At 30.1% G+C, this 25444-nt stretch carries 21 protein-coding genes and 2 riboswitches; of the genes, 5 read left to right on the plus strand and 16 right to left on the minus strand.

What is annotated here, in order from left to right; genetic code table 11:
• The first annotated feature begins 6 nt into the window (after positions 1-6).
• On the plus strand, positions 7-1911 hold the full coding sequence (locus HBE96_RS21430) for a cell wall-binding repeat-containing protein (RefSeq protein ID WP_169299739.1): 1905 nt from the start codon (positions 7-9) through the stop codon (positions 1909-1911).
• A 53-nt stretch (positions 1912-1964) separates the two neighbouring features.
• On the opposite strand, the gene HBE96_RS21435 is transcribed toward HBE96_RS21430, so the two are convergent.
• The gene (locus tag HBE96_RS21435) at positions 1965-3365 is read right to left on the minus strand and encodes an NAD(P)/FAD-dependent oxidoreductase (protein ID WP_169299740.1); all 1401 of its coding nucleotides are present in this window, start codon (positions 3363-3365) and stop codon (positions 1965-1967) included.
• Between the two features lie 199 nt (positions 3366-3564).
• A riboswitch (purine riboswitch) is annotated at positions 3565-3668 on the minus strand.
• Between the two features lie 145 nt (positions 3669-3813).
• A riboswitch (cobalamin riboswitch) is annotated at positions 3814-4151 on the plus strand.
• 126 nt (positions 4152-4277) lie between these two features.
• Between HBE96_RS21435 and HBE96_RS21440 the strand changes: the two genes are divergently transcribed.
• Genes HBE96_RS21440 through HBE96_RS21450 form a run of 3 tightly spaced genes read left to right on the plus strand, consistent with a single transcriptional unit; the run spans position 4278 to position 7098 of the window.
• The gene (locus HBE96_RS21440; RefSeq protein ID WP_169299741.1) at positions 4278-5231 is read left to right on the plus strand and encodes an ABC transporter substrate-binding protein; all 954 of its coding nucleotides are present in this window, start codon (positions 4278-4280) and stop codon (positions 5229-5231) included.
• A 23-nt stretch (positions 5232-5254) separates the two neighbouring features.
• Positions 5255-6307, plus strand: coding sequence for a FecCD family ABC transporter permease (locus HBE96_RS21445; RefSeq protein ID WP_169299742.1), 1053 nt, complete (start codon positions 5255-5257; stop codon positions 6305-6307).
• On the plus strand, positions 6307-7098 hold the full coding sequence (locus HBE96_RS21450) for an ABC transporter ATP-binding protein (protein WP_169299743.1): 792 nt from the start codon (positions 6307-6309) through the stop codon (positions 7096-7098). The genes HBE96_RS21445 and HBE96_RS21450 overlap by 1 nt, the downstream gene beginning before the upstream one ends.
• Positions 7099-7170: 72 nt before the next feature.
• Here the strand turns inward: HBE96_RS21450 and HBE96_RS21455 are convergent, their stop codons facing one another.
• The 14 genes from HBE96_RS21455 to HBE96_RS21520 all read right to left on the minus strand — a co-directional run bounded on the left by HBE96_RS21455 (position 7171) and on the right by HBE96_RS21520 (position 22080).
• A complete protein-coding gene (locus tag HBE96_RS21455) occupies positions 7171-7329 on the minus strand; it encodes a zinc-ribbon domain-containing protein (RefSeq protein WP_169299744.1) in 159 nt (52 codons plus the stop codon).
• Positions 7330-7503: 174 nt separating this feature from the next.
• Positions 7504-7989 carry a MarR family winged helix-turn-helix transcriptional regulator gene (locus HBE96_RS21460; protein WP_169299745.1) on the minus strand — a complete coding sequence of 162 codons (486 nt, stop codon included), beginning with the start codon at positions 7987-7989 and terminating at the stop codon, positions 7504-7506.
• Entirely contained in the window at positions 7958-9547 is a 1590-nt protein-coding gene (locus tag HBE96_RS21465) for a DHA2 family efflux MFS transporter permease subunit (RefSeq protein ID WP_169299746.1), read from the minus strand. The genes HBE96_RS21460 and HBE96_RS21465 overlap by 32 nt, the downstream gene beginning before the upstream one ends.
• Before the next feature lie 14 nt (positions 9548-9561).
• The gene (locus HBE96_RS21470; protein ID WP_169299747.1) at positions 9562-10212 is read right to left on the minus strand and encodes an HlyD family secretion protein; all 651 of its coding nucleotides are present in this window, start codon (positions 10210-10212) and stop codon (positions 9562-9564) included.
• Positions 10213-10231: 19 nt separating this feature from the next.
• Positions 10232-11212: an HlyD family secretion protein gene (locus HBE96_RS21475; RefSeq protein ID WP_169299748.1), complete on the minus strand. Its 981-nt coding sequence runs from the start codon at positions 11210-11212 to the stop codon at positions 10232-10234.
• A 430-nt stretch (positions 11213-11642) separates the two neighbouring features.
• The gene (locus tag HBE96_RS21480) at positions 11643-13673 is read right to left on the minus strand and encodes an HD domain-containing phosphohydrolase (protein WP_169299749.1); all 2031 of its coding nucleotides are present in this window, start codon (positions 13671-13673) and stop codon (positions 11643-11645) included.
• A 482-nt stretch (positions 13674-14155) separates the two neighbouring features.
• Positions 14156-14743, minus strand: coding sequence for a 50S ribosomal protein L25 (locus HBE96_RS21485; protein WP_169299750.1), 588 nt, complete (start codon positions 14741-14743; stop codon positions 14156-14158).
• A 215-nt stretch (positions 14744-14958) separates the two neighbouring features.
• Complete coding sequence (locus tag HBE96_RS21490) at positions 14959-15630, minus strand: Ig-like domain-containing protein (RefSeq protein WP_169299751.1); 672 nt, start codon at positions 15628-15630, stop codon at positions 14959-14961.
• A 215-nt stretch (positions 15631-15845) separates the two neighbouring features.
• Complete coding sequence (locus HBE96_RS21495; RefSeq protein WP_169299752.1) at positions 15846-17147, minus strand: pyrimidine-nucleoside phosphorylase; 1302 nt, start codon at positions 17145-17147, stop codon at positions 15846-15848.
• A 17-nt stretch (positions 17148-17164) separates the two neighbouring features.
• The gene (gene deoB, locus HBE96_RS21500) at positions 17165-18346 is read right to left on the minus strand and encodes a phosphopentomutase (RefSeq protein WP_169299753.1); all 1182 of its coding nucleotides are present in this window, start codon (positions 18344-18346) and stop codon (positions 17165-17167) included.
• 24 nt (positions 18347-18370) lie between these two features.
• The gene (locus HBE96_RS21505) at positions 18371-19552 is read right to left on the minus strand and encodes a NupC/NupG family nucleoside CNT transporter (protein WP_169299754.1); all 1182 of its coding nucleotides are present in this window, start codon (positions 19550-19552) and stop codon (positions 18371-18373) included.
• 211 nt (positions 19553-19763) lie between these two features.
• On the minus strand, positions 19764-20408 hold the full coding sequence (gene deoC / locus HBE96_RS21510; RefSeq protein ID WP_169299755.1) for a deoxyribose-phosphate aldolase: 645 nt from the start codon (positions 20406-20408) through the stop codon (positions 19764-19766).
• Positions 20409-20650: 242 nt separating this feature from the next.
• The gene (locus HBE96_RS21515) at positions 20651-21052 is read right to left on the minus strand and encodes a cytidine deaminase (protein ID WP_169299756.1); all 402 of its coding nucleotides are present in this window, start codon (positions 21050-21052) and stop codon (positions 20651-20653) included.
• A gap of 92 nt (positions 21053-21144) precedes the next feature.
• A complete protein-coding gene (locus HBE96_RS21520; protein ID WP_169299757.1) occupies positions 21145-22080 on the minus strand; it encodes a DNA-binding transcriptional repressor DeoR in 936 nt (311 codons plus the stop codon).
• Between the two features lie 529 nt (positions 22081-22609).
• Between HBE96_RS21520 and HBE96_RS21525 the strand changes: the two genes are divergently transcribed.
• Positions 22610-23503, plus strand: coding sequence for a DMT family transporter (locus HBE96_RS21525; protein ID WP_169299758.1), 894 nt, complete (start codon positions 22610-22612; stop codon positions 23501-23503).
• A 36-nt stretch (positions 23504-23539) separates the two neighbouring features.
• On the opposite strand, the gene HBE96_RS21530 is transcribed toward HBE96_RS21525, so the two are convergent.
• Complete coding sequence (locus tag HBE96_RS21530) at positions 23540-24931, minus strand: L,D-transpeptidase family protein (protein WP_169299759.1); 1392 nt, start codon at positions 24929-24931, stop codon at positions 23540-23542.
• Between the last annotated feature and the right edge of the window lie 513 nt (positions 24932-25444).

The raw sequence follows: 25444 nt of genomic DNA on the forward strand, positions 1-25444 counted from the left end.
GTCAAAATGTTTAACAAAAAATTATTACCAGTATTAATTTGTATGGGTGTATTATTAACTATTAATTCAGCAACCGTTCATGCTAAATCCATTGAATTTAAAACTTTGACGGGACAAAATAGATTCTATACTTCAGCCGCAATAGCTAATGAATATAATTATACGAAAAATATGAATGCAGTAATACTAGCTTTTGGTAATGACTTTCCCGATGCTTTATCAGGAAGCATGCTTTCCAATAAGTACAAAGCACCTATTCTCTTATGTGGAGCAACTACAAGTGAATGCAGCACTGCAATAAATTTTATTAAATCTAATCTTTCAAGTTCAAAAATCATATACATTTTGGGAGGTATAGGTGGAATAAAATCAGATGTTGAAACATTACTAAAATCCTATGGCTATACTGTTAAAAGAATAAGTGGCGAGGATAGATTCCATACAAATATAAAAGTAATTAATGAACTTAATCCAGACAAAGGAACACCTGTTGTTATAGCAAATGGTGATAATTTTCCAGACGCTCTATCTATAAGTAGTGCTGCAGCATCTAAAGGATATCCGTTAATGTTAACATCTAAAGATGGTTTAACAGTAGCTTCTAAAGAAAGCTTGCAGAAGATTAATCCCTCAAAAATTTATGTAATTGGAGGTACAGCATCTGTATCAGAAAAAAACCTTAATGAAATAAAAAACTTGCTGCAAATATCAAATTCTAATATTATACGTCTTGCAGGTGAAAATAGATACGAAACATCTTTAAAAATAGCAGAATTTTTTAAATCTAATTCAGATACTGCCATTATAGCAAATGGTGAAAATTTTCCTGATGCATTAAGTGGTTCTGCCCTTGCATCACTTAAATCTTCTCCTATAATTCTTGTTAACAACGAAGATGTTTCTAAACAAAAATCCTTCATCGATAATTCACCTTATTCTAATTTAATATTTCTGGGTGGAGAAGCTTCTATAAACAATAAAATTAAAAATTTATTAGTTGAAAATAATTCTGATACTTCAAATTATAATGTAGACCTTAAACCTGTTGCATCATCATTTCCACATTACAATTTTAAACCTGATTCAGGAGTATCACAAAACCTTATAAATACTATTTGGGATGAATACAATATTGAAGATAAGCTAGTTAAAAATCCTTACTTTAACAAAACTAACTCAGATAAGATAAATAAAACTTCAGTTGTCTTTGAAGGCTATGGGCTAGCAGTTAACGGATGTACTCCTATTCAGTTTTTTACAGAAAATGGAGATTTAAAAATACTTCAAAACGCATCAGATAACAAATTGTATGCTAAATCTTTTAGTAAACTTATATCAAATTCTGAAAGAGGAAATTTAGCATCTAAACAAGTTTATGAAACAATAAACAGTTTTATTAGGGATGGATATGGTGATAATACTAAAATTTCTTTAGAAAATGATGGATATGTGCCAGATTCAGATGGTACTAATTGTTTAGGCCCATCTATTAATATTTCTACAAATAACAATTTAGATTATTCTTTAGTATTTGTACGCGATGATTTAAAAAGTAGAGAAAAATTTAAATTTCAAAGTGCTTTTCCAGATTGTGATACCTTTTTATGGATCTATAATTTAACAAATTCAAAACCAAGTATGCTTTATATTTTAAATTCAGATAAATGGCTAGGATACGATGAACTTGATAAATCAAAACTACAAAACCTCAGAAGCACATTAGCCTGCACTTTTGGTTCTCAATATGCTAATAAAATATTAGATTTTATTGTAAGTAAAATAACAGATGGAAGTTTTGTTAATAGTGCTAGAGCTAGGGGACCTTTTAATCCATATGAATTTAAAATAGATAATTTAACTATATTCTTTGATGAAACTAACTTTGTGCTAGGTTTTAAATATAATAAATAACAAAAATAGTAGCACCAATTTGAAATTGGCCGCTACTATTTTTACTACTTATATTAACTCTCCAATATTTTACCCATACGCACTCCCATAAGTGATGCCATCATTAATCCTCTAGTCCATCCGCTGGAGTCCCCTAAGCAGTGAAGTCCTTTGATATTAGTATCAAATTTTTCATTTAAGTTTATTTTATTACTATAGAACTTTATTTCTGGTCCATACAACAGAGTTTCCATACCTGCGAAACCTGGTACAACTACATTCATAGCTTTGATAAAGTTTAATATGTTTACCATAGGTCTGTATGGAATAGCGGAAGTTAAATCTCCAGCCACTGCATCTGGAAGAGTATGCTTTATATTTATTTGATCCAGTTCTTTCTGCCAGGTTCTCTTTCCATCTAATATGTCACCATATCTTTGAACTAATATTCTACCATTGCCTAACATATTAACTAATTCTGCTACTTTTTTTCCGTACTCTATAGGTTGGTTAAAAGGTTCTGAAAAGTTATGAGAACTTAATATAGCTAAATTAGTATTATCAGATTTTCTTTCTTTATATGAGTGTCCATTAACTATGGCCAGGTTATTATCGTAATTCTCCTGACTAACAAAACCTCCAGGATTCTGACAAAAAGTTCTAACCTTATTTTTGAAAGGAGCTGGATACCCTATAAGTTTTGATTCGTATAAAACATTATTTACCTTTTCCATAATTTCATTTCTAATCTCAACACGAACCCCTATATCTACAGTACCAGCACAATGGCTGATATCATGTTTTATGCACATATCTTTAAGCCAGTCTGCTCCTTTTCTACCTGTTGATACTACTATTGTATCTGCATATAAATCTTCTTTATTCTTTTTAGTTTCTGAATCCGATATTCTTACACCCTTTGCCGTTTTTTCTTCAATAATTATATCTTCAACTACAGTATCAAATTTAATTTCTATTCCAGAATCTAAAAGATACTTCTGTATTTTTAAATATATTTCTTGTGCTTTTTCTGTTCCTAAATGTCTTATTGGACAATCTACTAATTTAAGCCCTGCTTCTATAGCTTTTTTTCTAATTTCCTTTACTGCTTCAGTATTTTCTAGTCCTTCTACCTTCTTGTCTGCACCAAATTCTAAATAAATTTTATCTGTATATTCTATGAGTTCTTGAGCTTTATCAGCTCCAATTAAGTTCGGTAAATCCCCTCCAACTTCATAACTTAGGGATAACTTACCATCCGAAAAAGCACCTGCTCCTGAAAAACCTGTTGTTATATGACAGTATGGTTTACATGAAACACACTTTTTTGTTTTCTCCTTAGGACAATACCTTCTATCTATACTTCTTCCTTGTTCAATCATTAAAACTTTCTTATTAGAGTTTTGCCTAACTAACTCTAATGCAGTAAAAATTCCTGATGGACCAGCTCCTACTATTATTACATCATACTTCATAATAATCATCTCCATTACAAAATCATTAATTATTTTCCCTTAAGAAAGAAAATATTATTACTTTTTCACCAAATTATTTAGTTCGTACCATTACGAACAATGCGCATTTTTTAAATGTGCTGCATTATTTTTAACATTACATCTTTCACACATTGGTTTAAAGGGAAATTTAATATAAGAAAGCATGAAAGTTGTAGCACTAATAAGTATATGCACTTATAGCCTACAACTATTTAAGGTAGCTCGGTAGAAACATCCAGCCCATATTGCTAGATTTATACAAGTGAACATTAAACAATATTCTCTTAGAAAAGTTCTTATTACAAAAGAATTTTACATCATATTTTTATAAAATGCAATAGTTTTTTAACTCAACAATCATATTTTAAAAATAATATAAGTTAATACAATTTAAATAGAGAGTTTATCTGAAAATAGTGTTATAATTAACTCAATAGAAATTTTAGGTACTTATTACTTAATAAGTTTAAAAGGGAAATAGGTTACAAGCCTATGCGGTCCCGCCACTGTAATGATGAGTATATTAACTTTAGGCATCTGAAAGAAAATAATAAGTCCAGATGCGAAGGCTATTTTGCGTCAGGCAAGGATGCAGGTTCCTCAGATAGTGAACTATCTAAGGGTTCTGCCGACGCCGCATGACGCAAAATAGACTAGTAGATGGACTTATTTTTTTTGAAGCTGCCCTATGCCACTTGGTAACAGGGAAGGCGTTAATATATGATGAATCTTAGCCAGGATACCTGCCTAAAATCAAATCATTTATTAACCTTACGAGGATAAGGGGATATTAGCGCCTTTTGCTTTTAACCATTACCTTGTAGGTAATGTTTTTTTATTTTGTTCATTTTTAAAGTTTAACAACACCATATTAACTTAGGAGGAATGAAAATGTTTAAATTAAAAAAGATCTCTTTTTTACTCATTGCCTTAGTATTTGCTTTTTCATTAATTGGATGTGCAAAAAATAATACTACCGCCCCTTCAAATGAGGATAAAAGTCAAATTGAAGCAACAAAAAATACTACATATCCACTAAAAATAAAGGATTCACTTAATAGGAAAATAACCATTGAAAAAGAACCTTCAAAAGTTATTTCTGTAGCTCCTAACATTACAGAAACTATTTATGCTCTTAATAAAGAAAATACTTTAATAGGCAGAACTGACTTTTGTACATATCCCAAAGAAGCTAGTAAAATCCAATCTATTGGAACCTTAACTGGCCCTAATATTGAAAAAATAACCAGTTTAAAACCCGATATAGTTATAGCTTCTAATCATTTCAGAGAACAAGACTTAAAAAAATTAGAAGAGCTTAACATAAAGGTGGTAGTTCTTTCCGGACCTGAAAGCTTTGAAAATACTTATGATATTATAAAAAATGTAGGAAAAATCCTTAATGCTAATAGTAAAGCTGCTTCTATAGTATCTAATATGATGAAAAAAGTAGATTATGTAAAAGAAAAGGTTAAGGGCAAAGATACTCCAAGTACATATTATGTAGTAGGCTTTGGTAAAAATGGTGATTTTACTTCTGGTAAAGATACCTTCATAGGAAGAATGATCACTATAGCTGGTGGTAAAAATGCTGCTTCTGATATAACTGAATGGAAATACAGTATTGAAAAGCTTGTTGAAAAAAATCCAGATATACTTATATGTTCAAATAAATTTAATTCTAAAAACGGAATTAAAAATGAACAGGGATATAAAGATCTTGATGCTGTAAAGAAGAATAAACTTTTTGAAATTGATGAAGATATTATTAACAGACAGGGCCCCAGATTAGCTGACGGCTTAGAAGCTATGGCAAAGATAATTCATCCTGAAGCTTTTAAATAATATGGTTTAGAAAGGACTTAGTTATGAATTTAAATCACAATAAAAAAGTAATAAGATTAATATTTTGCATGAGTATAATTTTATTATTTTGTATAATGCTACTATCAAGTACTTTCGGAACAGCAGACATAGGTTTTATAGAAACTTTAAAAGTAATCTTAAGCAAAATACCTATTTTAAATAAAGTTATTTCAGTATCAGAAATACCTAACAACCACATACTTATTATATCAAAAATTAGATTACCTAGAATATTTCTTTCAGCTCTTATTGGTATGGGACTTTCCATAGTAGGTGCTTCTTTTCAAGCAATATTTAAAAATCCTATGGCAGACCCTTATATTCTTGGTATATCATCCGGTGCAGCTCTTGGAGCTGCTCTTGGATTTGTATTTAAACTAGAAAATTCGACTTTAGGATCAGCTTCAATTACAATAACTGCATTTATTGGATCGATTTTAACTACCATACTTGTATATAGCATTGCTAGGGTAAAAAACAAAATACCTACTAATACTCTTCTTTTAGCAGGTATCTCCGTAAGTTTTCTTTTATCTTCTTTAATTTCTGTTACTATGGTATTTAACAGAAATGAAGTTGAAAAAATAGTGTTTTGGACAATGGGAAGTGTTTCTAGTGCAACTTATGGTGAAATTATCTTATTACTGCCCTTCCTATGTATTAGTATTTTAATTATAATTTCTCTTTCAAAAGATCTAAATATAATACTTACAGGTGATGATACTGCAAAAAGCCTTGGTATAGAAGTTGATAAAGTTAAAAAAATAGTGCTAATTGTTTCTTCTATGATAGTTGCTGCCTGTGTATCTGTAAGTGGGATAATAGGTTTTGTTGGTCTTATAATACCTCATATAGTTAGAATACTCTTAGGACCTGATAATAAAATCTTACTTCCCTTTTCATTAGTTTTCGGAGGTGCATTTATGGTAATTTCAGATACTATTGCAAGAACTATAGCATCTCCAGCCGAAATACCTGTAGGTGCTATAACAGCTCTATTTGGAGCTCCTTATTTTATATTTCTTCTAATAAGATCAAAAAAGAAGGTGATGTAATGGAAACTATAGATTTTCCTGCAGTTAAAGTCAATAATTTAAGCTGTGGCTTTGAAAATAGTGAAGTGCTTCATAATATTAATATAAATTTTGAGAAAAACAAATTTTATAGTATTCTAGGTCCTAATGGTTCTGGCAAAACTACATTATTAAAAAACCTTGCCAAAACTTTAGATCCTGCAAAGAAAACTATTCTTATAGAAAACAAGGACATTACGGAATTTAATAATAAAGTTTTAGCTAAAAAACTCGCTGTAGTTCCTCAAAATACTATTCTAGATTTTGACTTTTCCGCTTTAGACATTGTTCTCATGGGGAGATCCCCTTACATTTCTAGATTTGGTCAGGAATCAAAAGAGGATTATAATATTGCCGAAAATGCTATGAAAATTACTAACACCTGGTATCTTCGTGACAAATGTATAAATCAATTAAGTGGTGGAGAACAGCAAAGAATTGTTATTGCAAGAGCACTTGCTCAAGATACTGATATTATATTATTAGACGAGCCCATATCACATTTAGACATACATCATCAAATTGAACTTTTGGATACTATTAAGACTTTAAGCAAAAATGTAACTGTTATAACTGTGCTTCATGATCTAAATCTAGCAGCACAATATAGTGATTATTTAATCTTAGTTAATAAAGGATCAATTGCCTCTCAAGGAACTCCAGAAGAAGTTCTTACAAAGGATAATGTTAAGAAAGTTTATAATATAAATATGTGTATGATACAAAACCCTATAACCGGAAAACCTTACATAATTCCTATTGGGAATGCATAACATGAAACTTCTTTTAGACAAAAGTAAACCCTATAGGAATTACTTCCTATAGGGATATAAAACAAGTTTATATTACTTTCTGAATCCTCTTTGTTGTTTTCTAGCTCTTCTACAATCAGGACATCTTTGTGGTTCATTTTCGAATCCTTTTTCTTTGTAGAATTCTTGTTCTCCTTCAGTGAATACAAATTCTTTTCCACAGTCTTTACAAACTATTGTCTTATCTGCCATTTCAACATCTCTCCTTTTAATTTAAAACTTAAGATTTAAAAACTGATCTAAACTATGTTCCTTAAAAGAGGAAATGTTGTTAACCGTATTAAATCTTGTTTTTATAGTGTATGATTTACACTACTCATTTAATATACCACATTCATAACTAATAAGCAATGGTAAAAAAATAAATTATTGAGATTCCTCATCCTTTAGTAGTAAACCAAATTCTTCAAGTCCATATATAATTTTTTGTACTTTTTCTGGATCCATATTTTTTACTTTATCTGATATCATATGTGCCATAAAACTCTTTTTCATATTAATTATGTCATTATTCTTTTTAAAATTTTCATCAATTGATAGTTTTACTGTTCTTCGATTATTTTCAGGTATTTCTCTAACTACAACACCCTGTTTTGCCAAACGGTCTACTATGCCTGAAACTGTACTTTTAGTTAACATCATGTGCTCACTTAACTCATGAAGAGTTATTCCTGGCATTTTATAAAGATGTACTATAACCGCAAGCTGTGGTGCTGTATATCCATATTTTTTTGCACATTCGTTAAATTTAGTTCTAAATGTTTTTTGAATATCTTTTAATATTTCAATTATTTTATCAAATTGTTCTGATGCTAATTCATTACTCTGACATAACAATTCCTCTTTCAGCATCGTTTTTCCCACCTTCCTTCTTTTGTTTTTTATTTGAGTTCTTACTCTTCAAAAGTAAAGCCAAAAGTACTGCTAGCCCTACCGCAATTGCAGTTACAGCAACAGAATATGCCATAGCATCTAAGGTAGCTTCACCTTGCAGCATTGCAGTTAGCTTAGATATCGCAGAAATTCTTGCTGTTCCTTGAGATTGTCCTGCATGGATATATGATTTTGTTAATGTACTAATAGTATCTATAGCAGTCTTATTATAATTATTTATCTGTTCCGATAATTTTAAATAATTATAATTTGTTTTTCCCTGCATTAAAGTTGACATTATAGTTATGCTAAGCGCACCTGCTACTTGCCTTATAGTATTATTAATTGCTGATGCTCTTCCAACTAATTTTGTGGGAATAACATTCATTCCAGCTGTACTAATTGGCATCATAGCAAGACCCATTCCCACTGATCTTAAACAAGTAATAAATATTATATGTTCCCTACTTGAATTCATGTTTATTGAAGTTGAAAGTTCAATAGAACTTATTGCTAATATTATAAGTCCTGGGATAACAATGGGTTTTGCCCCAAACCTATCAAATAAATTACCGCTTATAGGCATTAAAATACCAACTACAATAGCTGAAGGAAACATAATTATTCCCGTTTGCATTGCTGTATATCCTCTAATATTTTGTAAAAACAAAGGTAATACATAGGTTCCTCCCATCATAGCCAGGGTTAAAATAGAGGTTATAATTAAGCTTAGACTAAAATCAAATAATTTAAACACTCTTAGGTCTAACAAAGGATCTGGATGAGTAAGCTCATTTGCTACAAATAACACTAAACTTAAGCATCCTAAAGTCATAAGAATAGGATTGTGAACTTTTGACCAATCAATTGAAGACCCTTCACCTAAAACATATAGTACACTTACTAGACCAATGGTAGAAGATAAAAATCCTACTATATCAAAGGATTTAAACTTTTGCATTTTTGATCCTTTTAATAAGATACCTGCTAGTACTACTCCTATTATTCCTATGGGAACATTAACATTAAAAATAAGTCTCCAGTCTAACTTTTCAATAATATATCCACCTAAAGTTGGTCCTATAGCAGGTGCTGCCATTGCTGCTATTCCCCAGACCCCTAAGGCTAATCCTATTTTCTTTCTAGGAAATATTTCATATATTATACTCATTCCTATCGGCATTATCATACCACCACCAATAGCTTGAACTACACGGAATGCTATCATAGAACTGCTACTCCAAGCAAATCCACATAACATGGAGCCAAGGGTGAACATTCCAAGAGCAAACATATATATCCTTTTAGATCCAAAAATATCCTGAAGATAGCCTGTAAGTGGTATAATTGCACCAAGCGCCAGTGAATAAGCTGTTAGTATCCATTTTGCATCATCCATTGGCATTCCAAAAACAGTCATCATCTTAGGAAGAGCAATATTTACTATAGTACTATCAAGTATAGACATAAATGTACCAATTACAACTACGAGTAATGCTAACCAACTATTTAATGATTCTTTATTGTTCTCTTCCATTATACATCACCTCATTACTTAACGTGAATCTTAATAACAGCGTTAGTTCCTGGAAGTATTTTAGCATTAAACTTATTGAGTTCAATTTTCACAGGTATTCTTTGAACTACTTTTGTAAATGTACTACTTGTTGATGATGGTAGCATAGAAAAAGCAGAATTTGCTGCTTCACCTACAGATTTAACTTTTCCGGTAAATTTTTGTGATGAAAACTGATCTATGGTAATGTCAACACTTTGACCTACTCTTACTTTTCCAAGTTTCGTTTCCTCTACGTCAGCGGTTATATAAAGCTTAGTTGGATCTATTAAAGTAATTAAAGTTTGACTTGGTGACCAAAGCTCTCCTATAGTTCCTTGTTTTTTAATTACTGTTCCGGAAATAGGTGCTCTAACTAAAGATTGATCTACATTTGAATCTGCAATATTATTCATCTCCTGACGAGCTAGTATTTGATTTTTGGAAACCGAATCTCCCTCTTCTACATTAAGCTCTAATAACTTTCCTTGAATTTGTGGGGTTACATTAACTAAATCTGCACTAACTCTTGCATCATCAGTGGAAACAAAATAAGTATTTTCATACCAATAATAAGCTCCTATACTTCCTATAGCAATTACAACTACTGCTAATATTACCCAAATTAATTTCTTACGCTTTTCCATATTATATCCACCTCTTTACTTATTTCTTTAATCCAACTTCTGCAAACATACCAGGTTTTAGTAATAAATTTGGATCTATAACACTTACTTTAACCAAAATATTTGTACTTTGAGAATTTAGTTTTGAATTTATAACGGTTATTTTTCCTTGAAACTCTTTATCAGGCACTTCTGACACTTTAATCATTACATCTTGCCCTTCTTTTAATCCATTTACAATTTCAAGAGGTGCATATGCATTTACACATAAAGCTCCAGAATTGGATATAGAAACAAGTGTTGCACCTGGAGATGCTATTTCTCCAATATTAATATTTTTTGCATTTACTACTCCAGATATAGGCGCTGTAATAGTAGCATTGCTTAATGAAGTTTGCGCTATTTTTAATCCTGCTTCAGCTTCATTTACCTGAGCCTTATAAACATCTATACTTGAACTTGTAGGTCCGTTTTTTAACATATCCAATTGTGCCTGTGCACTTTTATATTGTCCTTCTGCACTGGCAAGCTGCTGCTTTGCTAGATCAAGCTGCTGCTGAGCTTCTGCACCAGAGTTAACTAAGGCCTGTACTCTATCATAACTCTTCTTAGCAGTTGCATAACTTTGTGATGCACTATCCAAAACACCTTGTTGTTGTTCTATTTGTTCCGGACGTGAACCATTTGAAGCATTAGCTAAATTTGCTCTTGCAGTGTTAACTGATGCTTGAGCTTTATCAACTTGAGCTTGTAAATCCTGAGTATCCAATTTAATAATAACATCTCCCTGATTTACCTTTGAGCCTACATCCACTGATATTTCAGCAACCTTTGCTGATATCTTTGAAGTTAAGTTAGCTTCTTGATTGGCTTCAATTTTACCTGCCATTATAAATTGATTGTTAGATGATTGCTGAACACTTTTTGTATTCTGTACATTTTTACTTGTATTAGCATTACTAGAACTGCATCCACTTAAAAATACTGCTAAAACTAAACAAAATAAAGTAGTCTTTTTCATTTTAACACCCCTTGTGCGAATTATTCTTATAAGTATTGTTCGTCTACTAACTTTATCCATTATATATTAATTAATTTGCATTAGCAACGATGAATATTACCAGTACTTCAAGTATCTGTTAACTATAAAACTGATAATTTTTAATTCTACATATATTACACCTGAAAAATGTATTTTGTTTCATCTTTATTAATTTGCAAGACACTAAACACATTAAAATTCAGTTATAAGCACAGAAATTTTAAATTTAAAAAGCTGTGAAATATAGGTTTAACACCTTAATTTCACAGCTTTTACTTGTATAATACATCTTCAAAAATAACAAACCCATATGCTAATCTATTTTTTGAAGATGCTTAATTATTTGCTTTTAGGAAAATACTTATTAATTTTTTAATAGCTTATTTTAACATCACTTTTTATTATATATCTAAATACCACCTTCTTTTAAAAGATTTATAAATTCATCTGTTATAACTGGATCAAATTGAGTCCCAGAACATCGTTTTAACTCTTCAACAGCATGTCCCATATCTGAGGCATCTTTATATATCCTTCTATGAGTCATTACATCAAAAGAATCTACTATACTAATTACTCTTGATAAAATTGGTATTTCTTCTCCTTTAAGGCCTTGAGGATATCCTGTCCCATCAAACCTTTCATGATGACAAAGGATTTCATTTGCAACATGTGCTAAACCTGGTGTAGCTTTAGCTATTCTATATCCTATCTCCGTATGTCGCTTCATTATTTCCCATTCCTCATCTGTTAACTTCCCAGGCTTCATTAGTATATTATCTGGTATTCCCATCTTACCTATATCATGTAGTAGGCTTAACAGTTCCAATTCTTCTAATTCATCCTGTGATAAATTAATTTTCTTTCCTAATTTCATACTAAGTTTTTTTACTCTTTGAGTGTGTTCTTCGGTTTCACTATTTTTCTCATATAGGGTTCTTTCTAAAGACATAATAGTTGCATTTCTTGAGCTTTTGGTTTCAGTGAGCTTGCTTCTGTACATTCTTTCTTCTGCTAAATTCATTACTGCTTCAGTAGTTTTAGCTTCATATTTTTCTGCACTCCCTAGAGCTATACTTATTTTAAAACCAAACTGAGTAATTTTTTCACATTCTTTTTTTATATTTTTAATTAAATCTGATACATATTCACTTCTTTTATTTACAACAAGTATTATAAACTCATCTCCACCCCATCTAGCAATAATATCATCTTCTAAACACATGCTTTTTAATATACTACCTATTGCACAAATCAATCTATCTCCATCTTTATGTCCAAAGGTATCATTTGTAAGTTTTAAACCATTTACATCCCCCATAATTATAAAATAATTTATATCAACTTCATTATCTAACCAAAAAAACTTTTTCTCCATATATATCCTATTGTTTAATCCTGTTAATTTATCAGAATAGCTTAAAGCTAAAATTTCTTTGCTAGCATAATCCAGTTTGGATAACATTTTATTAGTAGAGTTTGCAATATTAGCTATTTCATCATTACCTGAAATAGTTATACGGGACTTTGTATCCTTTGTTTTTGATACGGTATCAATGAAATCATTAAGGATTTTAAGTCTCTTTAATATAAGTTTATTAAAAACATAGATAAATATAAAAACTACTAAAATTAATATTACTAAAAAAATATTAAAGAAAATTTTAAAATAAAACTTACCTAGAGTGTACTCATTTCGAGGCATAAGTATTGAAATACTTGATGACATATTTTCATTTATGTCTTTTATTGGCCTGTATGCTATAATTGAATCCTTTTTCTTAATTATTTCATTTGTTTTATTATCATCTGTATTTTCTATAAATCCAACTTTGCACTGAATTATTGAATTTATATAATTTAATACTGAATTATCTATATATCTTCCCATTATTAAACTTCCATTACTAGGAGTCTTTCCATCACTTGTAGTAACAGGTGAATAACCAACAGCAAAAAATTTTCCCCTTACCATTAAAGTACCAGAATGATTTCCACTATCATTTTCTAAAAGTGTTTTTAAATCAACCTTATTTTTTTTATTAAACAGCTCAGCTATCAATTCGCGTTTTGTTCTATTGTCCAAATTATCAGTTTGACTGTAAACTACATTGCCTTGTTTATCTACAAAAATCATAAAAGTTAAATTTAGTTCTTTTAACGAATTCTGAGTATTAGCTTTTATGTACTTTTCTCTATCCTTTCCCAATAAGAAATTATAGGTATCATCCCATATACCCCAATCAGAACATATTCTTTGTACATCTAATTCTTCTCTATTAAGTATAGAAATTACTGCTTTAAAATTATTATCTAAATTTTGATTTTCCACTCTATTAATATATTTAAAAATTATGAAATTAAACATTGCAAAAGTAAAAATTATAATAAATAAGAAGCTTATAAAATAAATTAACAAAGCTTTAAACTTAACACTCAAAATATCATCTCCTTATTTTTGTTGTAGAAATGTAATGGAATTAATATTTTTTCACTTAAGTAAGTATTTCGTATTTTTCGACAATTTATTTGTTGTTGAATTAAATTCCGCTTTAATTTTAGTATATTCTACAGTTTAAATCATGTCAAATTTTAAAAATAATGTGACGCAATATGCCCAAATTACTAATTGTAGTTAAATTTATATATTTCATAAAAAAACCGTATCAATGAATTCGCTGCTTGATAGCTTTACAATTCTGATACGGTTTTTTATATTTAATATTTAATTATTCACTCTTAAGTATTAATGTTTAAATTATATTAGGCATATGAAAGAAAATAATAAGTCCAGATGCGAAGGATATTTTGCGTCAGGCAAGGAGGCAGGTTCTGCAGATAGTGAACTATCTAAGGGTTCTGCCGACGCCGCATGACGCAAAATAGACTAGTAGATGGACTTATTATTTTTTTGAAGATGCCTTAAGCCTCTGCTGCTGATTCTTCATCAGAATCTTCTACAGGTACATCCATTAATTTAGTTATAGTTGCATATACTTCATTTTCTTTATCATGTATTTTTACTTGCTTGTCCAAATTAAAATCCTTTGAAGTAATAGTATCTCCTGCATTTTTTCCTGATGCATCTATATGTAGGACTTCAGGTATTAAATCTATCTTTCCTAAAACATCAACTTCTGTTTTGTGAATCTGAAGTTGTAGTTGTTTTTTTCCTAAAGCTGCTTCACCTTTAAATGTAATTGGAACCTGTACTTTTACTTCATGATCTTTAGATACAAGTTGTACATCTAGATGAATAATTTTGTTTGAAACTGGATGTCTCTGAATTTCTTTTATAAAACCAAATTTCTTATCATCTCCACACTTAATCCACAACTTTACGTTTGAACCATGTTTAGCAAGAATTTTCATTAAAGATGTTTCTTCAAATTTTACTGGATCTGCTTTAGCAACACAATCACCGTAAATTACGCCTGGTATAAATCCTTCTTCTCTAAATTTTTTAGTTTTCTTTATTCTTTTAGCTGCATTTAAAATAATTTGTTTCAAAATAAATCACTCCTCCGGCTTTATTAAGCCTTTCTTGATTTTATTCAATCGCTAGCATCCGTAAGAGTTTTTGAGCTCCTTTTCTATTTACAGAAAAGTAAGTGGTTCGCACCAAATTAAAACGTGTTCTCTACTTATGCGGTAACGTTAGTGATTTAAATATTCACCTTTATTATACCACTGTTGTCCAGAAGATAACTTCTATTTAAAAATATTTATTTAACTTCAAATGATTCTACATTATATATACCACTTGCGTAAGCTCCATTATTTGAGTCCAATATAGTTATCTGAACACTTTTTAACGTATTTAGGCTTATAAAAGGAGATGCTATGGTAATTACTCCATTACTTCCCTTTGCAGTACCCACTCCACTTTGAAATGTTAAGTTATTAGCAGTAGTTGACTTTGTAATATCATTACCATCTTGGTCTAACACTTTATAATTTATTTTTCCAGTAGTTCCACCATCAATACTTAATAAAGAAGTTGACGTTATTTCGATCTTACTAATTTTTTCAATACTAAAATGTATAAGTCTATCTTGCTTCATTTGTGTTCCTTTAGATGAATGTACTTGCTTTCCTACCTTTAAAGTGTAACTTTCACCTGCTATGTATCCTCCTGCTGGTGGATAAACTATTATACTTTTGTTATCATTACCTAATTGAAGACTTATACTTGCTTTAGCCCCCTTACTATCGGTAACTATAATTGCTTGCTTAGTTAAATCGTCATAACCAACAGGGCCTGTAAATTCAAGCATCCACTTTTTGTTGGTATATACCACTTGGTTGTCATTAACTTGAAATGCAAGTACATTTGTTGAAAACAATAAGCTTGTTCCTAAAATACACAATATAATTAATAGTTTCAGTTTTTTCATAAAATAACCACCTTTGCATAAATATTTTAAAATTTTATATACATATTTAATATATACCTTATAAGAATATATTTCCACAAAATTATATAAATTGTCACTTTATAAATAATATTTTTCTAAATTATAAAATAGTAAAAGCACACCTAAACAGGTGTGCCTTTAATCATTTATTAATATGTTACACATACTATACCATAAATTATTATTGAAAATTTCTATTCTGTAATTATTTTATGGATTAATACTGGTTTCTTTGCATCTGCACTAATTGTGATGTTTTCATAAATTTTAGCCTTTACTTCTTCTACATTTTCACGATTTGAGTAAATAGTCATAAGGGATTCTCCCTTTTCTACTTTGTCTCCTACTTTTTTACGAAGCATTATACCTACAGCTAAATCTATTTTATCTTCTTTTGTAGCTCTTCCTGCGCCTAAAAGCATTGCTGCAATACCAATTTCATCAGCTACCATATTTGAAACAAAACCACTTTCTTTAGCAGGAACTTCAATCTTATATTTTGCTTGTGGTAATTTTTCTGGATTGTCAGCAATTGATGCATCTCCACCTTGGTTTTCAAGGAACATCTTAAATTTCTCTAATGCTTTACCATTCTTTATTGATTCAAGAAGTTTTTCTCTTGCTTCATCTAATGTACTTGCCTTCTTAGCTAATACAACCATTTGGCTTCCAAGAGTTAATACAAGTTCTGTTAAATCTTCTGGGCCTTCTCCTTTTAATGTATCAATAGCTTCTTTTACTTCAAGTGCATTACCAATAGCAAATCCTAGTGGTTGTGACATATCAGAAATTATTGCCATAGTATTTCTTCCTACATTATTACCTATCTTAACCATTGCATGTGCTAATTGTTCTGCATCTTTATCTGTTTTCATGAAAGCACCTGCACCTGTTTTAACATCTAATACTATTGCATCAGCTCCTGCTGCAATCTTTTTACTCATAATAGAACTGGCAATTAATGGAATTGAATTAACAGTTCCAGTTACATCACGAAGTGCATATAATTTTTTGTCTGCTGGAGTTAGGTTACCTGTTTGTCCCATAACAGCAACTTTATCACGATTAACTAAGTCAATAAATTGATCTTTTGTGATTTCTACATGAAAACCTTTAATAGATTCTAATTTATCAATAGTTCCACCTGTATGTCCAAGACCTCTTCCAGACATTTTAGCAACTGGTACCCCTAAAGAAGCAACAAGAGGTGCTAGTACAAGTGTTGTTGTATCTCCTACACCACCAGTTGAATGTTTATCTACCTTTACACCATCAATAGCTGATAAATCAATAGTTTCTCCAGAATTAACCATTGCCATTGTTAAATCTGCTCTTTCGCGATCATTCATATCTTTAAAATAAATAGCCATTGCTAAAGAACTTGCTTGATAATCAGGAATTGTTCCATTAGTATAACCTTCTATAAAGAAGTTAATTTCTTCTGTTGTTAATTCTCCTCCATCACGTTTCTTAGCAATTATATCTACCATTCTCATTTTAACTACCACCTTATCTATTTTAAATTTTGTAAAAAGCTCTCACCATACTTTGGCATTTTTACATTGAAATTATCTGCAACTGTTGCACCTAAATCAGCAAATGTTTTTCTTATTCCTAGGTTATTTCCTTCTTTGAAGCGTTTTGAATACGCAAGTAATGGAACATATTCTCTTGTATGATCTGTTCCAGTATAAGTTGGATCATTTCCATGGTCTGCTGTAATTAATAGCAAATCATCTTCTTGCATTTTTTCAAACACTTCAGATAATCTTTTATCAAATGCTTCTAATGCATCTCCATAACCAATTGGATTACGACGATGTCCATAAGCTGCATCAAAATCTACTAGGTTAAGGAAACTAATACCATGGAATTCTTCATCTAATACTTCAATAAACTTATCCATACCATCCATATTAGATACAGTTCTAACAGCCTTAGTAACGCCTTCTCCATCAAAAATATCTGATATTTTTCCAATTGCAATAGAATCTAATCCTGCTTGCTGCAAATAATTCATTACTGTTTCACCAAAAGGTTTTAATGCATAATCATGACGATTAGAAGTTCTCTTAAATGTGTCTGCAGTTTTACCAACAAACGGTCTAGCAATGATTCTTCCTAATGTATATGGTTCATCTAGTGTTATTTCCCTACAGTACTTGCAAATCTTATACAATTCATCTAATGGTATAATTTCTTCGTTTGCAGCAACCTGAAGTACAGAATCTGCTGATGTATATACTATTAATTCCCCTGTTTTAAGCTGTCTTTCCCCTAATTCCTTTAAAATTTCAGTTCCACTTGCAGGTTTATTTGCAATAACCTTTCTACCAGAAAAATCTTCAATTTTTTTAATTAATTCATCTGGAAATCCATTTGGAAATACACGAAAAGGCTTATCAATATATAACCCCATCATTTCCCAATGTCCTGTCATTGTATCTTTTCCACAAGAAGCTTCTTGCATTTTTGTAAAATAAGCTTTTGGATGTTCTGCCTTTTCTACGCCTTTAAGTTCATAAATATTTGATAATCCTAAAGCTGACATATTAGGCATGTTTAAACCATTCTTTTCCTCAGCGATATGTGCTAATGTATTTACACCAAAATCATCAAATTCTTTTGAATCTGGGGCTTCACCTATTCCCACAGAGTCCATAACAATAATATGTATTCTTTTAAATGGCTTCATATTAATCCCTTCTTTCATCTACTATTATACAATTAAACCAACCACAGTTGCTGTTAATACACTTACTAGTGTTGCACCATATAGTAATTTTAATCCAAAACGAGCAACTACATTTCCCTGCTCCTCATTAAGTCCTTTTACTGCTCCAGAAATAATTCCGATAGATGAGAAATTTGCAAAGGAAACTAAAAATACAGAAACAATAGCTGTTGATCTCACAGATAAACCTAAGTTTCCAGTTGATAAAGTAGTCATTGCAACAAATTCGTTAGATACTAACTTTGTTGCCATTACACTTGCAGCTTTTATTGATTCATTTAAAGGTACACCCATTAAGAATGCAAATGGAGAAAATACATATCCAAGCATATCTTGGAATGATATACCAAAAACGCCCTTAAATATTGCATTGATCATAGCTATTATTGCTACAAATCCAATCAACATAGCACCAACTGTAATTGCTACTTTAAATCCATCCATTATGTATTCGCCTAAAACTTCAAAAAACGTTTGTTTCTTTTCATTTTGAACTACTAAAATATCTTGATCCTCTGTTACAGTATATGGATTTATGATAGAAGATATAATAAATCCTCCAAACAGATTTAAAACAAGCGCTGTTACAACATATTTAGGCTTTATAAGAACCATGTAAGAGCCAACGATTGACATAGATACTGTTGACATAGCTGATGCACATAAAGTGTATAAACGATGTTCTGGTAATAAACCAAGTTGTTTTTTTACTGATATAAATACTTCTGATTGACCAAGTATAGCTGACGCTACTGCGTTATAAGACTCTAATTTACCCATACCATTAACTTTACTTAAAGCTAGTCCAATATATTTTATTACGAAAGGTAGTATCTTCCAATGTTGTAGAATACCAATTAAAGCTGAAATAAACACAATTGGTAAAAGAACATTTATAAAAAATGTTGATTTTCCTGGATTCATCAATCCACCAAATACAAAATCTACACCTTCAGCTGCACACTTAAGAAGTGCTTGAAATCCATTTGATATTCCACCTACTAAAAAATTACCAACTCCTGTGTTTAGTAAAATAAAACCAAGTATGAATTGTAAAACAACCATTGTAATGATAGGTCTAATTTTTACATTCTTTTTATCATTACTAGCAACCCATGCAAGGCCTATAACAACAATTAGTCCAATTAGTCCAATAATATATTTCATCTTATGCTCCCCCTTGATGATTATAATTAAATGTCATAAAGTCATATAACGATTACATTAAATGTATCATGTAACATATATTGTCTCTACCCATTTTTCAACAAATTTCTAATGAATTTTAACATCCAGCTTTGTATTTATACTTTAAAAATAATACAGAACTGGATGTAATTTAAACTAAAAATCAAAAATAAGTACTAACCTATTTTTATTATTCAGAAATAATAGCGATTCCTGCACTTGCTCCAATACGAGTTGCTCCTGCTTCAATCATTGCCATAGTTTCTTCTTTAGTGTGAATACCACCAGAAGCTTTAACGCCCATATCTTTTCCTACTGTTTTACGCATTAATGCAACATCTTCTGCTGTAGCTCCACCTTTAGAAAAACCGGTTGATGTTTTTACAAAATCTGCACCAGCTTTTTTAGATAACTCACAAGCTCTTACTTTTTCTTCTTCTGTTAAAAGACAAGTTTCAATAATTACCTTAACTAATGCTTTTCCTTTTGCTGAATCAACAACAGCTTTAATATCTTTTTCTACATAAGCATAATTTTTATCTTTTAATTCACCTATATTAATAACCATGTCTACTTCTGTAGCTCCATTTTCAATGGCATTCTTTGCTTCAAATGCTTTTGTTTCGGATGTATTAGCTCCAAGAGGAAATCCTATAACAGTACACACATCAACCTCTGTACCTTTTAATTCATCGCTTGCTAACTTAACCCATGTTGGATTAACACAAACAGATGCAAATTTGTATTGTTTTGCTTCTCCTGTTAACTTTAAGATTTGTTCTTTTGTTGCATCTGGTTTCAATAATGTATGATCAATCATCCCCGCAATATTCATTTTAAATCCCCTTTCACATTCATTGTAGTTCTATAATAAAACTTTTTTGAACATTTGTAAACAGTAATATGAAATTTTGTTCAAAATATTCTTTTTATTAAAATTTTTAATTTATTCTAATAAGTTTTATTAAAAATTTGAAAATGAAAAAGTCAGATTTAGTCATCTGGCTTTTTATGCTATCATTTCATCTTATTAACTTATTTTTCCATTATACCATTACAGCCCATATAAGTAAACGCTTACCTATCTAGGTCTTTTTTTGTAAATGCTCCTGGTAAAATTTCTTCCAATGTTTTAACTATATAATCACTTTCATTTCTTTTGCCTAAAATTATTTTAACATCCTCTGAACCAAATTCTGCTATTACCTGTCTGCAAATACCACAAGGATATGTATAATCATCTTCTATTCCTACTATAGCAATTGCTTTAATAGTTCTATGGCCTTCTGATACTGCTTTAAATATAGCTGTTCTTTCTGCACAATTTGTTGCTCCATAAGAAGCATTTTCTATGTTACATCCTGTATATATTTTTCCATCTTCAGTAAGTACCGCTGCTCCAACTTTAAAATTAGAATAAGGAGTGTAAGCGTTTTCCCTTCCCTGTAAAGCCTTTGAAATCAACATCTTATAATCCATTTTAACTTCAATCCCCTTTCAAATGTGATGTAGTTATATAATAAAACTTTTTTGAACATTTGTAAAGTTATCTGTGAAATTTTGTTCTCAAGTTAGTCCAAAAGTCTCTTTGCAGTAAATTGATCAGTAATTAAAACATTAGCATTTCTCCCCTTTAGTGCTCCTCGTATTGCTTTTTCTTTACGTTTTCCGCCTGCAACTAAAATAGCTTTTTCTTTTTGTCTAAGTGCATCTAGGGATACTGCTATGGTACGACTATCAATTTCTTCATCACAAATTTCACCATTTTCATCAAAAAATCTAGAGCAAATATCTCCTACGCTTTTTTGCTTCAATGAATTTTCCTCTTCTTCCGTTAAGTAACCTAACCGAAAAAACAATGCGCCATCTCGAACGGTACCAACTGTAAAAATGGCTATATTGGATTCCTTGCCCATTTGCATAATACTTTTTATATGGCGATCCTTTTCTACCATTTCTTTTACAACGGCATTATCAAAAATCACTGGCAGTGGCAAATATCTTGGGACTGTCTGAAAAGCCTCAGCAAAAAGACTAGCTGTTTCATATGCATATGTGTTTACTTCAGAATGACTAATTCCACCTTTTAGCTGAACTACTTCTACTCCTTTAAGGTTTTGACCTGTAAGCCTTTTTGCAACTTCATACATTGTTGTTCCCCAACTTACTCCTATGATATCCCCATTTTTTATTGTTTCTTCTAAATACTCTGCCGCCTCTTTGCTAATGTATTCTCTGATAGAAGTATAATCATCCTTCGGTGAAAAAACCACACGTACATCATTTAATCCATACTTTTCTTTTAGCTGATAAGCTAATTTATCTAAATCTGCAAATGGATCAATAATGCTAATTTTAACGTAACCTTTTTCTTTAGCGTAATTAAGAAGTCTCGATATAGTTGGTCTCGATATTCCAAGTTGTGACGCAATTTGCTGTTGACTATAGTCTGACTGATAATAAAGTCTTGCTACTTCAACACTTAATTGTTGCTTTTCATTATCCACAAGTCTCACTTCCTATTCCTATTCCTCTTACTTTAATTCTTACACAATATTATATATTGATTTATCAAACAAAGCAAAAAAGGCTTTCACAATAAAAAAACACTATACAGTTTATTTAAATTAAATAAGCTATTTAGTGCCTTTTACCACATTTTATCTTCCAATCATATAACTACCAGGAAACTGAAGTTTAATAAAAAATATTCTTTAACTCCATTGATAAATCATTAAATATATTGCAATTAGTAATATCATCTTTAAAATAAACAATTGGCTCATTATAAGATTGTGTTTCTTCATTAAATGTAAATACATGCACATTTCTATTTTGAGATGATACTATCCAATAATTTTATTATAATAAACTTTTTTTTAATTTTAAACAAATATTTTTTCTTATAATAAGGCCAAAAGTACTCTAAATTCTATCTTAGCTTCATTTTTAACATTTATAAAAATTTTAGATTTGTGATATAATATTCTATGGATTTTTTAAACGTTTTACTAACATCTAAAAGGAGGACAAGCTTTGAATAGTTATAAAGGAGTATGTTATGCACTTCTATCATCAACGGCATTTGGAGTTATGCCTATTTTTGCTAGAATTGCATATTCTAATGGTTCTAATCCAACTACTGCATTAATATTTAGATTTTCGCTTTCAGCATTAATATTATTTTTCTATCTAAAATGTAAACGCATTAATATTAACTTAAAAAAGAAACAAATACTTTTACTTATAGCTATCGGCATAACTGGATATACTCTAACAACTCAAACTTTATTTGTATCCTATAATTATTTAGGTGCAGGACTTGCAACTACTTTACACTTTATATATCCGGTTGTAGTTTGCATAGCTGGTTTTATACTTTATAAAGATAAAATGAGTGCTAAAAAAATCATATCTCTGTTACTTGCTGCAATTGGTGTTTACTCATTAGTTGGTTTTAAAAATAATACTGTAAATATTTTAGGAGTTGCTTTAGCTTTATTTTCGGGTTTATCCTATGGACTTACTATGGTCTCTTTTAATTTAAAATCTATTAGGTCCTTAGATAACAGAGTTACTACCATGTATCTTTGCGTAGGTTCATCAATAGGTACGGTTTTATGTGGGATGTCTAATAATTCTATAGTTTTAAATTTTAACTTTAAGACCATACTTTGCTACCTTGGAATTTCCGTAATTTCCACTATACTATCAATAATTTTACTTCTAAAAGCTATAGAACTAATAGGTGTCTCTACCTCATCTATATTAGGTACTTTTGAACCTATAGTTAGTGTATTTTTAGGTGTGCTATTTCTAAATGAAGAAATGACATTTCCACTATTATTTGGAAGTGTACTTATTATAATTTCTACAATTATATTAGCAAAGGATAAAAATATAGACTATGATCAAAAAAAAGCAGCTTAATCAAGCTGCTTTTAAAATTATTTCATAGATTTATAATTAATAATAACAAACAATTGGAGTACCTTCCTCGATATTTTCATATATGGTCCTTGCTAATTCATGTGGTGAGTTTACGCAACCATGTGAACCATCTCCCCTATATATACTACCACCAAATGCCGGTCTCCAGTTTGCATCATGAATTCCAATACCACCATTAAATGGCATCCAATAATCAACAGGAGAAGCATATCCCTGTCCTTTCAAAGTAGCATGTCTTTCTTTATATTTCAAACTATAAATGCCTTCTGGTGTTGCATGTCCATTACTTACATTACCTGTAACAACATCTCCCTGTACTACTAAAGATCCATTTTTATAAAACCATAAATGCTGTCTTCCCATATCTATTTCTACATAAGTATTTCCAATATCATTACTACCATGCGATGCAGCTTTTTGACTATATACTGGTTCTTTTTTTACATCTTTACCTTCTTTAATGGCAGCAATTAATTCCTGTGTTTCTTTGGCAGTATTAATATCCCATCCATAATCACCACCACCAACATTTATTGTTGATCCTGAAGATGCAGTAAACTTTCTTGTCTTTCCAATTGTACTATAAGTATCAGACAATTTTTTAAGATATTCTTTTACTTTTTCCTCATCAAATGCAACTTTAAAATCTTCATTAACTGTAAGCCACTTATTTATTGTAGAAGCATCTATAGATTCCTTGCTATCCCCAATAGTATAAGTAACCTTAGAAGCTACATATTTGTTAAGTGTATTTTTAATTTCAGTAGTCTCTTTTGACTTTGTAGTATACTTTGGATTAACATAGCATTTAAGCGATTGTAAATCTATTGTAGTTTCTCCCTTAACTATAGCCTTTACTACATTATCATATAACGCACTTTTATTTACCTTATTTCCATTAACTTCATTTACAATCTCATAACCATTATTAGAATATTTAAAGCTAGGATTTTTAGGCTCAATGGTATTCTTACTATCAGTACAGGAGAGATTGTCCAGCTTTTCTTGTAGTAGTTTCTTATCATATGAAACTTCAGCTGTCATTTTAGAATCTTTTGTACTGAAAAATGCTAAAATCCACTTATAAGACCCCTGCTTATCTTTAAGTTTCTTAAATTCATCTTCTGAATTATATTTTAACCCAATATCCTCAGCGTGAATTTGTTCGCTTTTACCATCTTTCTCTTTTAGATTTAACTTATATGATTTTATCTCAGATGCCATTTTTGTATTTACTTCTTCCACGGTTTTTCCAGAAACATTAACCATGTTAATTTCAGATCCAAAATAAAAATGATTTTTGAAATACGCTGCCATTCCAAAATACACAATAATTAAAGTACAAAGAGAAATTGCAGTTCCTACTATAATTTTTTTATGCTTATTCTTTTCCATATTCTTTTCCATAGTACCATATCCTTTATAATTACAATAAAAATTTAAAATTAGTGTTGTGTATTCTTTAATATTAATAAAATTTATGTACTAATATTAACACTTAAAGCAATTACAAATAATCGCTATATCCCAGTAAATAAGATCCAGCACTAATTATTACTACAATAAATATTACATTTATATAACATTTTAACTGACACGCATGTGCTATCACTCCTTCTTTTATAAGCAACTACTTAACCTTCTATAATGCTATTTTTATGCATTAAATTATAAAGCAATGATATTAGCTGAATTCATATATAAATATCCTTGCTTTTCTGTCAAGTAATTTTCACTATAATCAGTTACATATTAATTATACTTTATTATATAAATAATAGTAACCTAAGTAAGTAAAAAAATTTGACATATTATAAATTTTTTTCATGATACCTTATATCACCATAACTAATAATATTTTTTTCCTTATCATGAATAATACTACTTTCTAAATATATTTTTATTGTAAATAAAAAATAA

It is taken from the genome of Clostridium muellerianum (assembly GCF_012926525.1).
Lineage (GTDB): Bacteria > Bacillota > Clostridia > Clostridiales > Clostridiaceae > Clostridium_AM > Clostridium_AM muellerianum.

Bases quoted from the DNA above. Each gene is read 5' to 3' on its own strand.
- HBE96_RS21430 (WP_169299739.1), top strand. From the start codon at position 7: ATGTTTAACAAAAAATTATTACCAGTATTAATTTGTATGGGTGTATTA.
- HBE96_RS21435 (WP_169299740.1), bottom strand. From the start codon at position 3,365: ATGAAGTATGATGTAATAATAGTAGGAGCTGGTCCATCAGGAATTTTT.
- HBE96_RS21440 (WP_169299741.1), top strand. From the start codon at position 4,278: ATGTTTAAATTAAAAAAGATCTCTTTTTTACTCATTGCCTTAGTATTT.
- HBE96_RS21445 (WP_169299742.1), top strand. From the start codon at position 5,255: ATGAATTTAAATCACAATAAAAAAGTAATAAGATTAATATTTTGCATG.
- HBE96_RS21450 (WP_169299743.1), top strand. From the start codon at position 6,307: ATGGAAACTATAGATTTTCCTGCAGTTAAAGTCAATAATTTAAGCTGT.
- HBE96_RS21455 (WP_169299744.1), bottom strand. From the start codon at position 7,329: ATGGCAGATAAGACAATAGTTTGTAAAGACTGTGGAAAAGAATTTGTA.
- HBE96_RS21460 (WP_169299745.1), bottom strand. From the start codon at position 7,989: ATGCTGAAAGAGGAATTGTTATGTCAGAGTAATGAATTAGCATCAGAA.
- HBE96_RS21465 (WP_169299746.1), bottom strand. From the start codon at position 9,547: ATGGAAGAGAACAATAAAGAATCATTAAATAGTTGGTTAGCATTACTC.
- HBE96_RS21470 (WP_169299747.1), bottom strand. From the start codon at position 10,212: ATGGAAAAGCGTAAGAAATTAATTTGGGTAATATTAGCAGTAGTTGTA.
- HBE96_RS21475 (WP_169299748.1), bottom strand. From the start codon at position 11,212: ATGAAAAAGACTACTTTATTTTGTTTAGTTTTAGCAGTATTTTTAAGT.
- HBE96_RS21490 (WP_169299751.1), bottom strand. From the start codon at position 15,630: ATGAAAAAACTGAAACTATTAATTATATTGTGTATTTTAGGAACAAGC.
- HBE96_RS21495 (WP_169299752.1), bottom strand. From the start codon at position 17,147: ATGAGAATGGTAGATATAATTGCTAAGAAACGTGATGGAGGAGAATTA.
- deoB (WP_169299753.1), bottom strand. From the start codon at position 18,346: ATGAAGCCATTTAAAAGAATACATATTATTGTTATGGACTCTGTGGGA.
- HBE96_RS21505 (WP_169299754.1), bottom strand. From the start codon at position 19,552: ATGAAATATATTATTGGACTAATTGGACTAATTGTTGTTATAGGCCTT.
- deoC (WP_169299755.1), bottom strand. From the start codon at position 20,408: ATGAATATTGCGGGGATGATTGATCATACATTATTGAAACCAGATGCA.
- HBE96_RS21515 (WP_169299756.1), bottom strand. From the start codon at position 21,052: ATGGATTATAAGATGTTGATTTCAAAGGCTTTACAGGGAAGGGAAAAC.
- HBE96_RS21530 (WP_169299759.1), bottom strand. From the start codon at position 24,931: ATGGAAAAGAATATGGAAAAGAATAAGCATAAAAAAATTATAGTAGGA.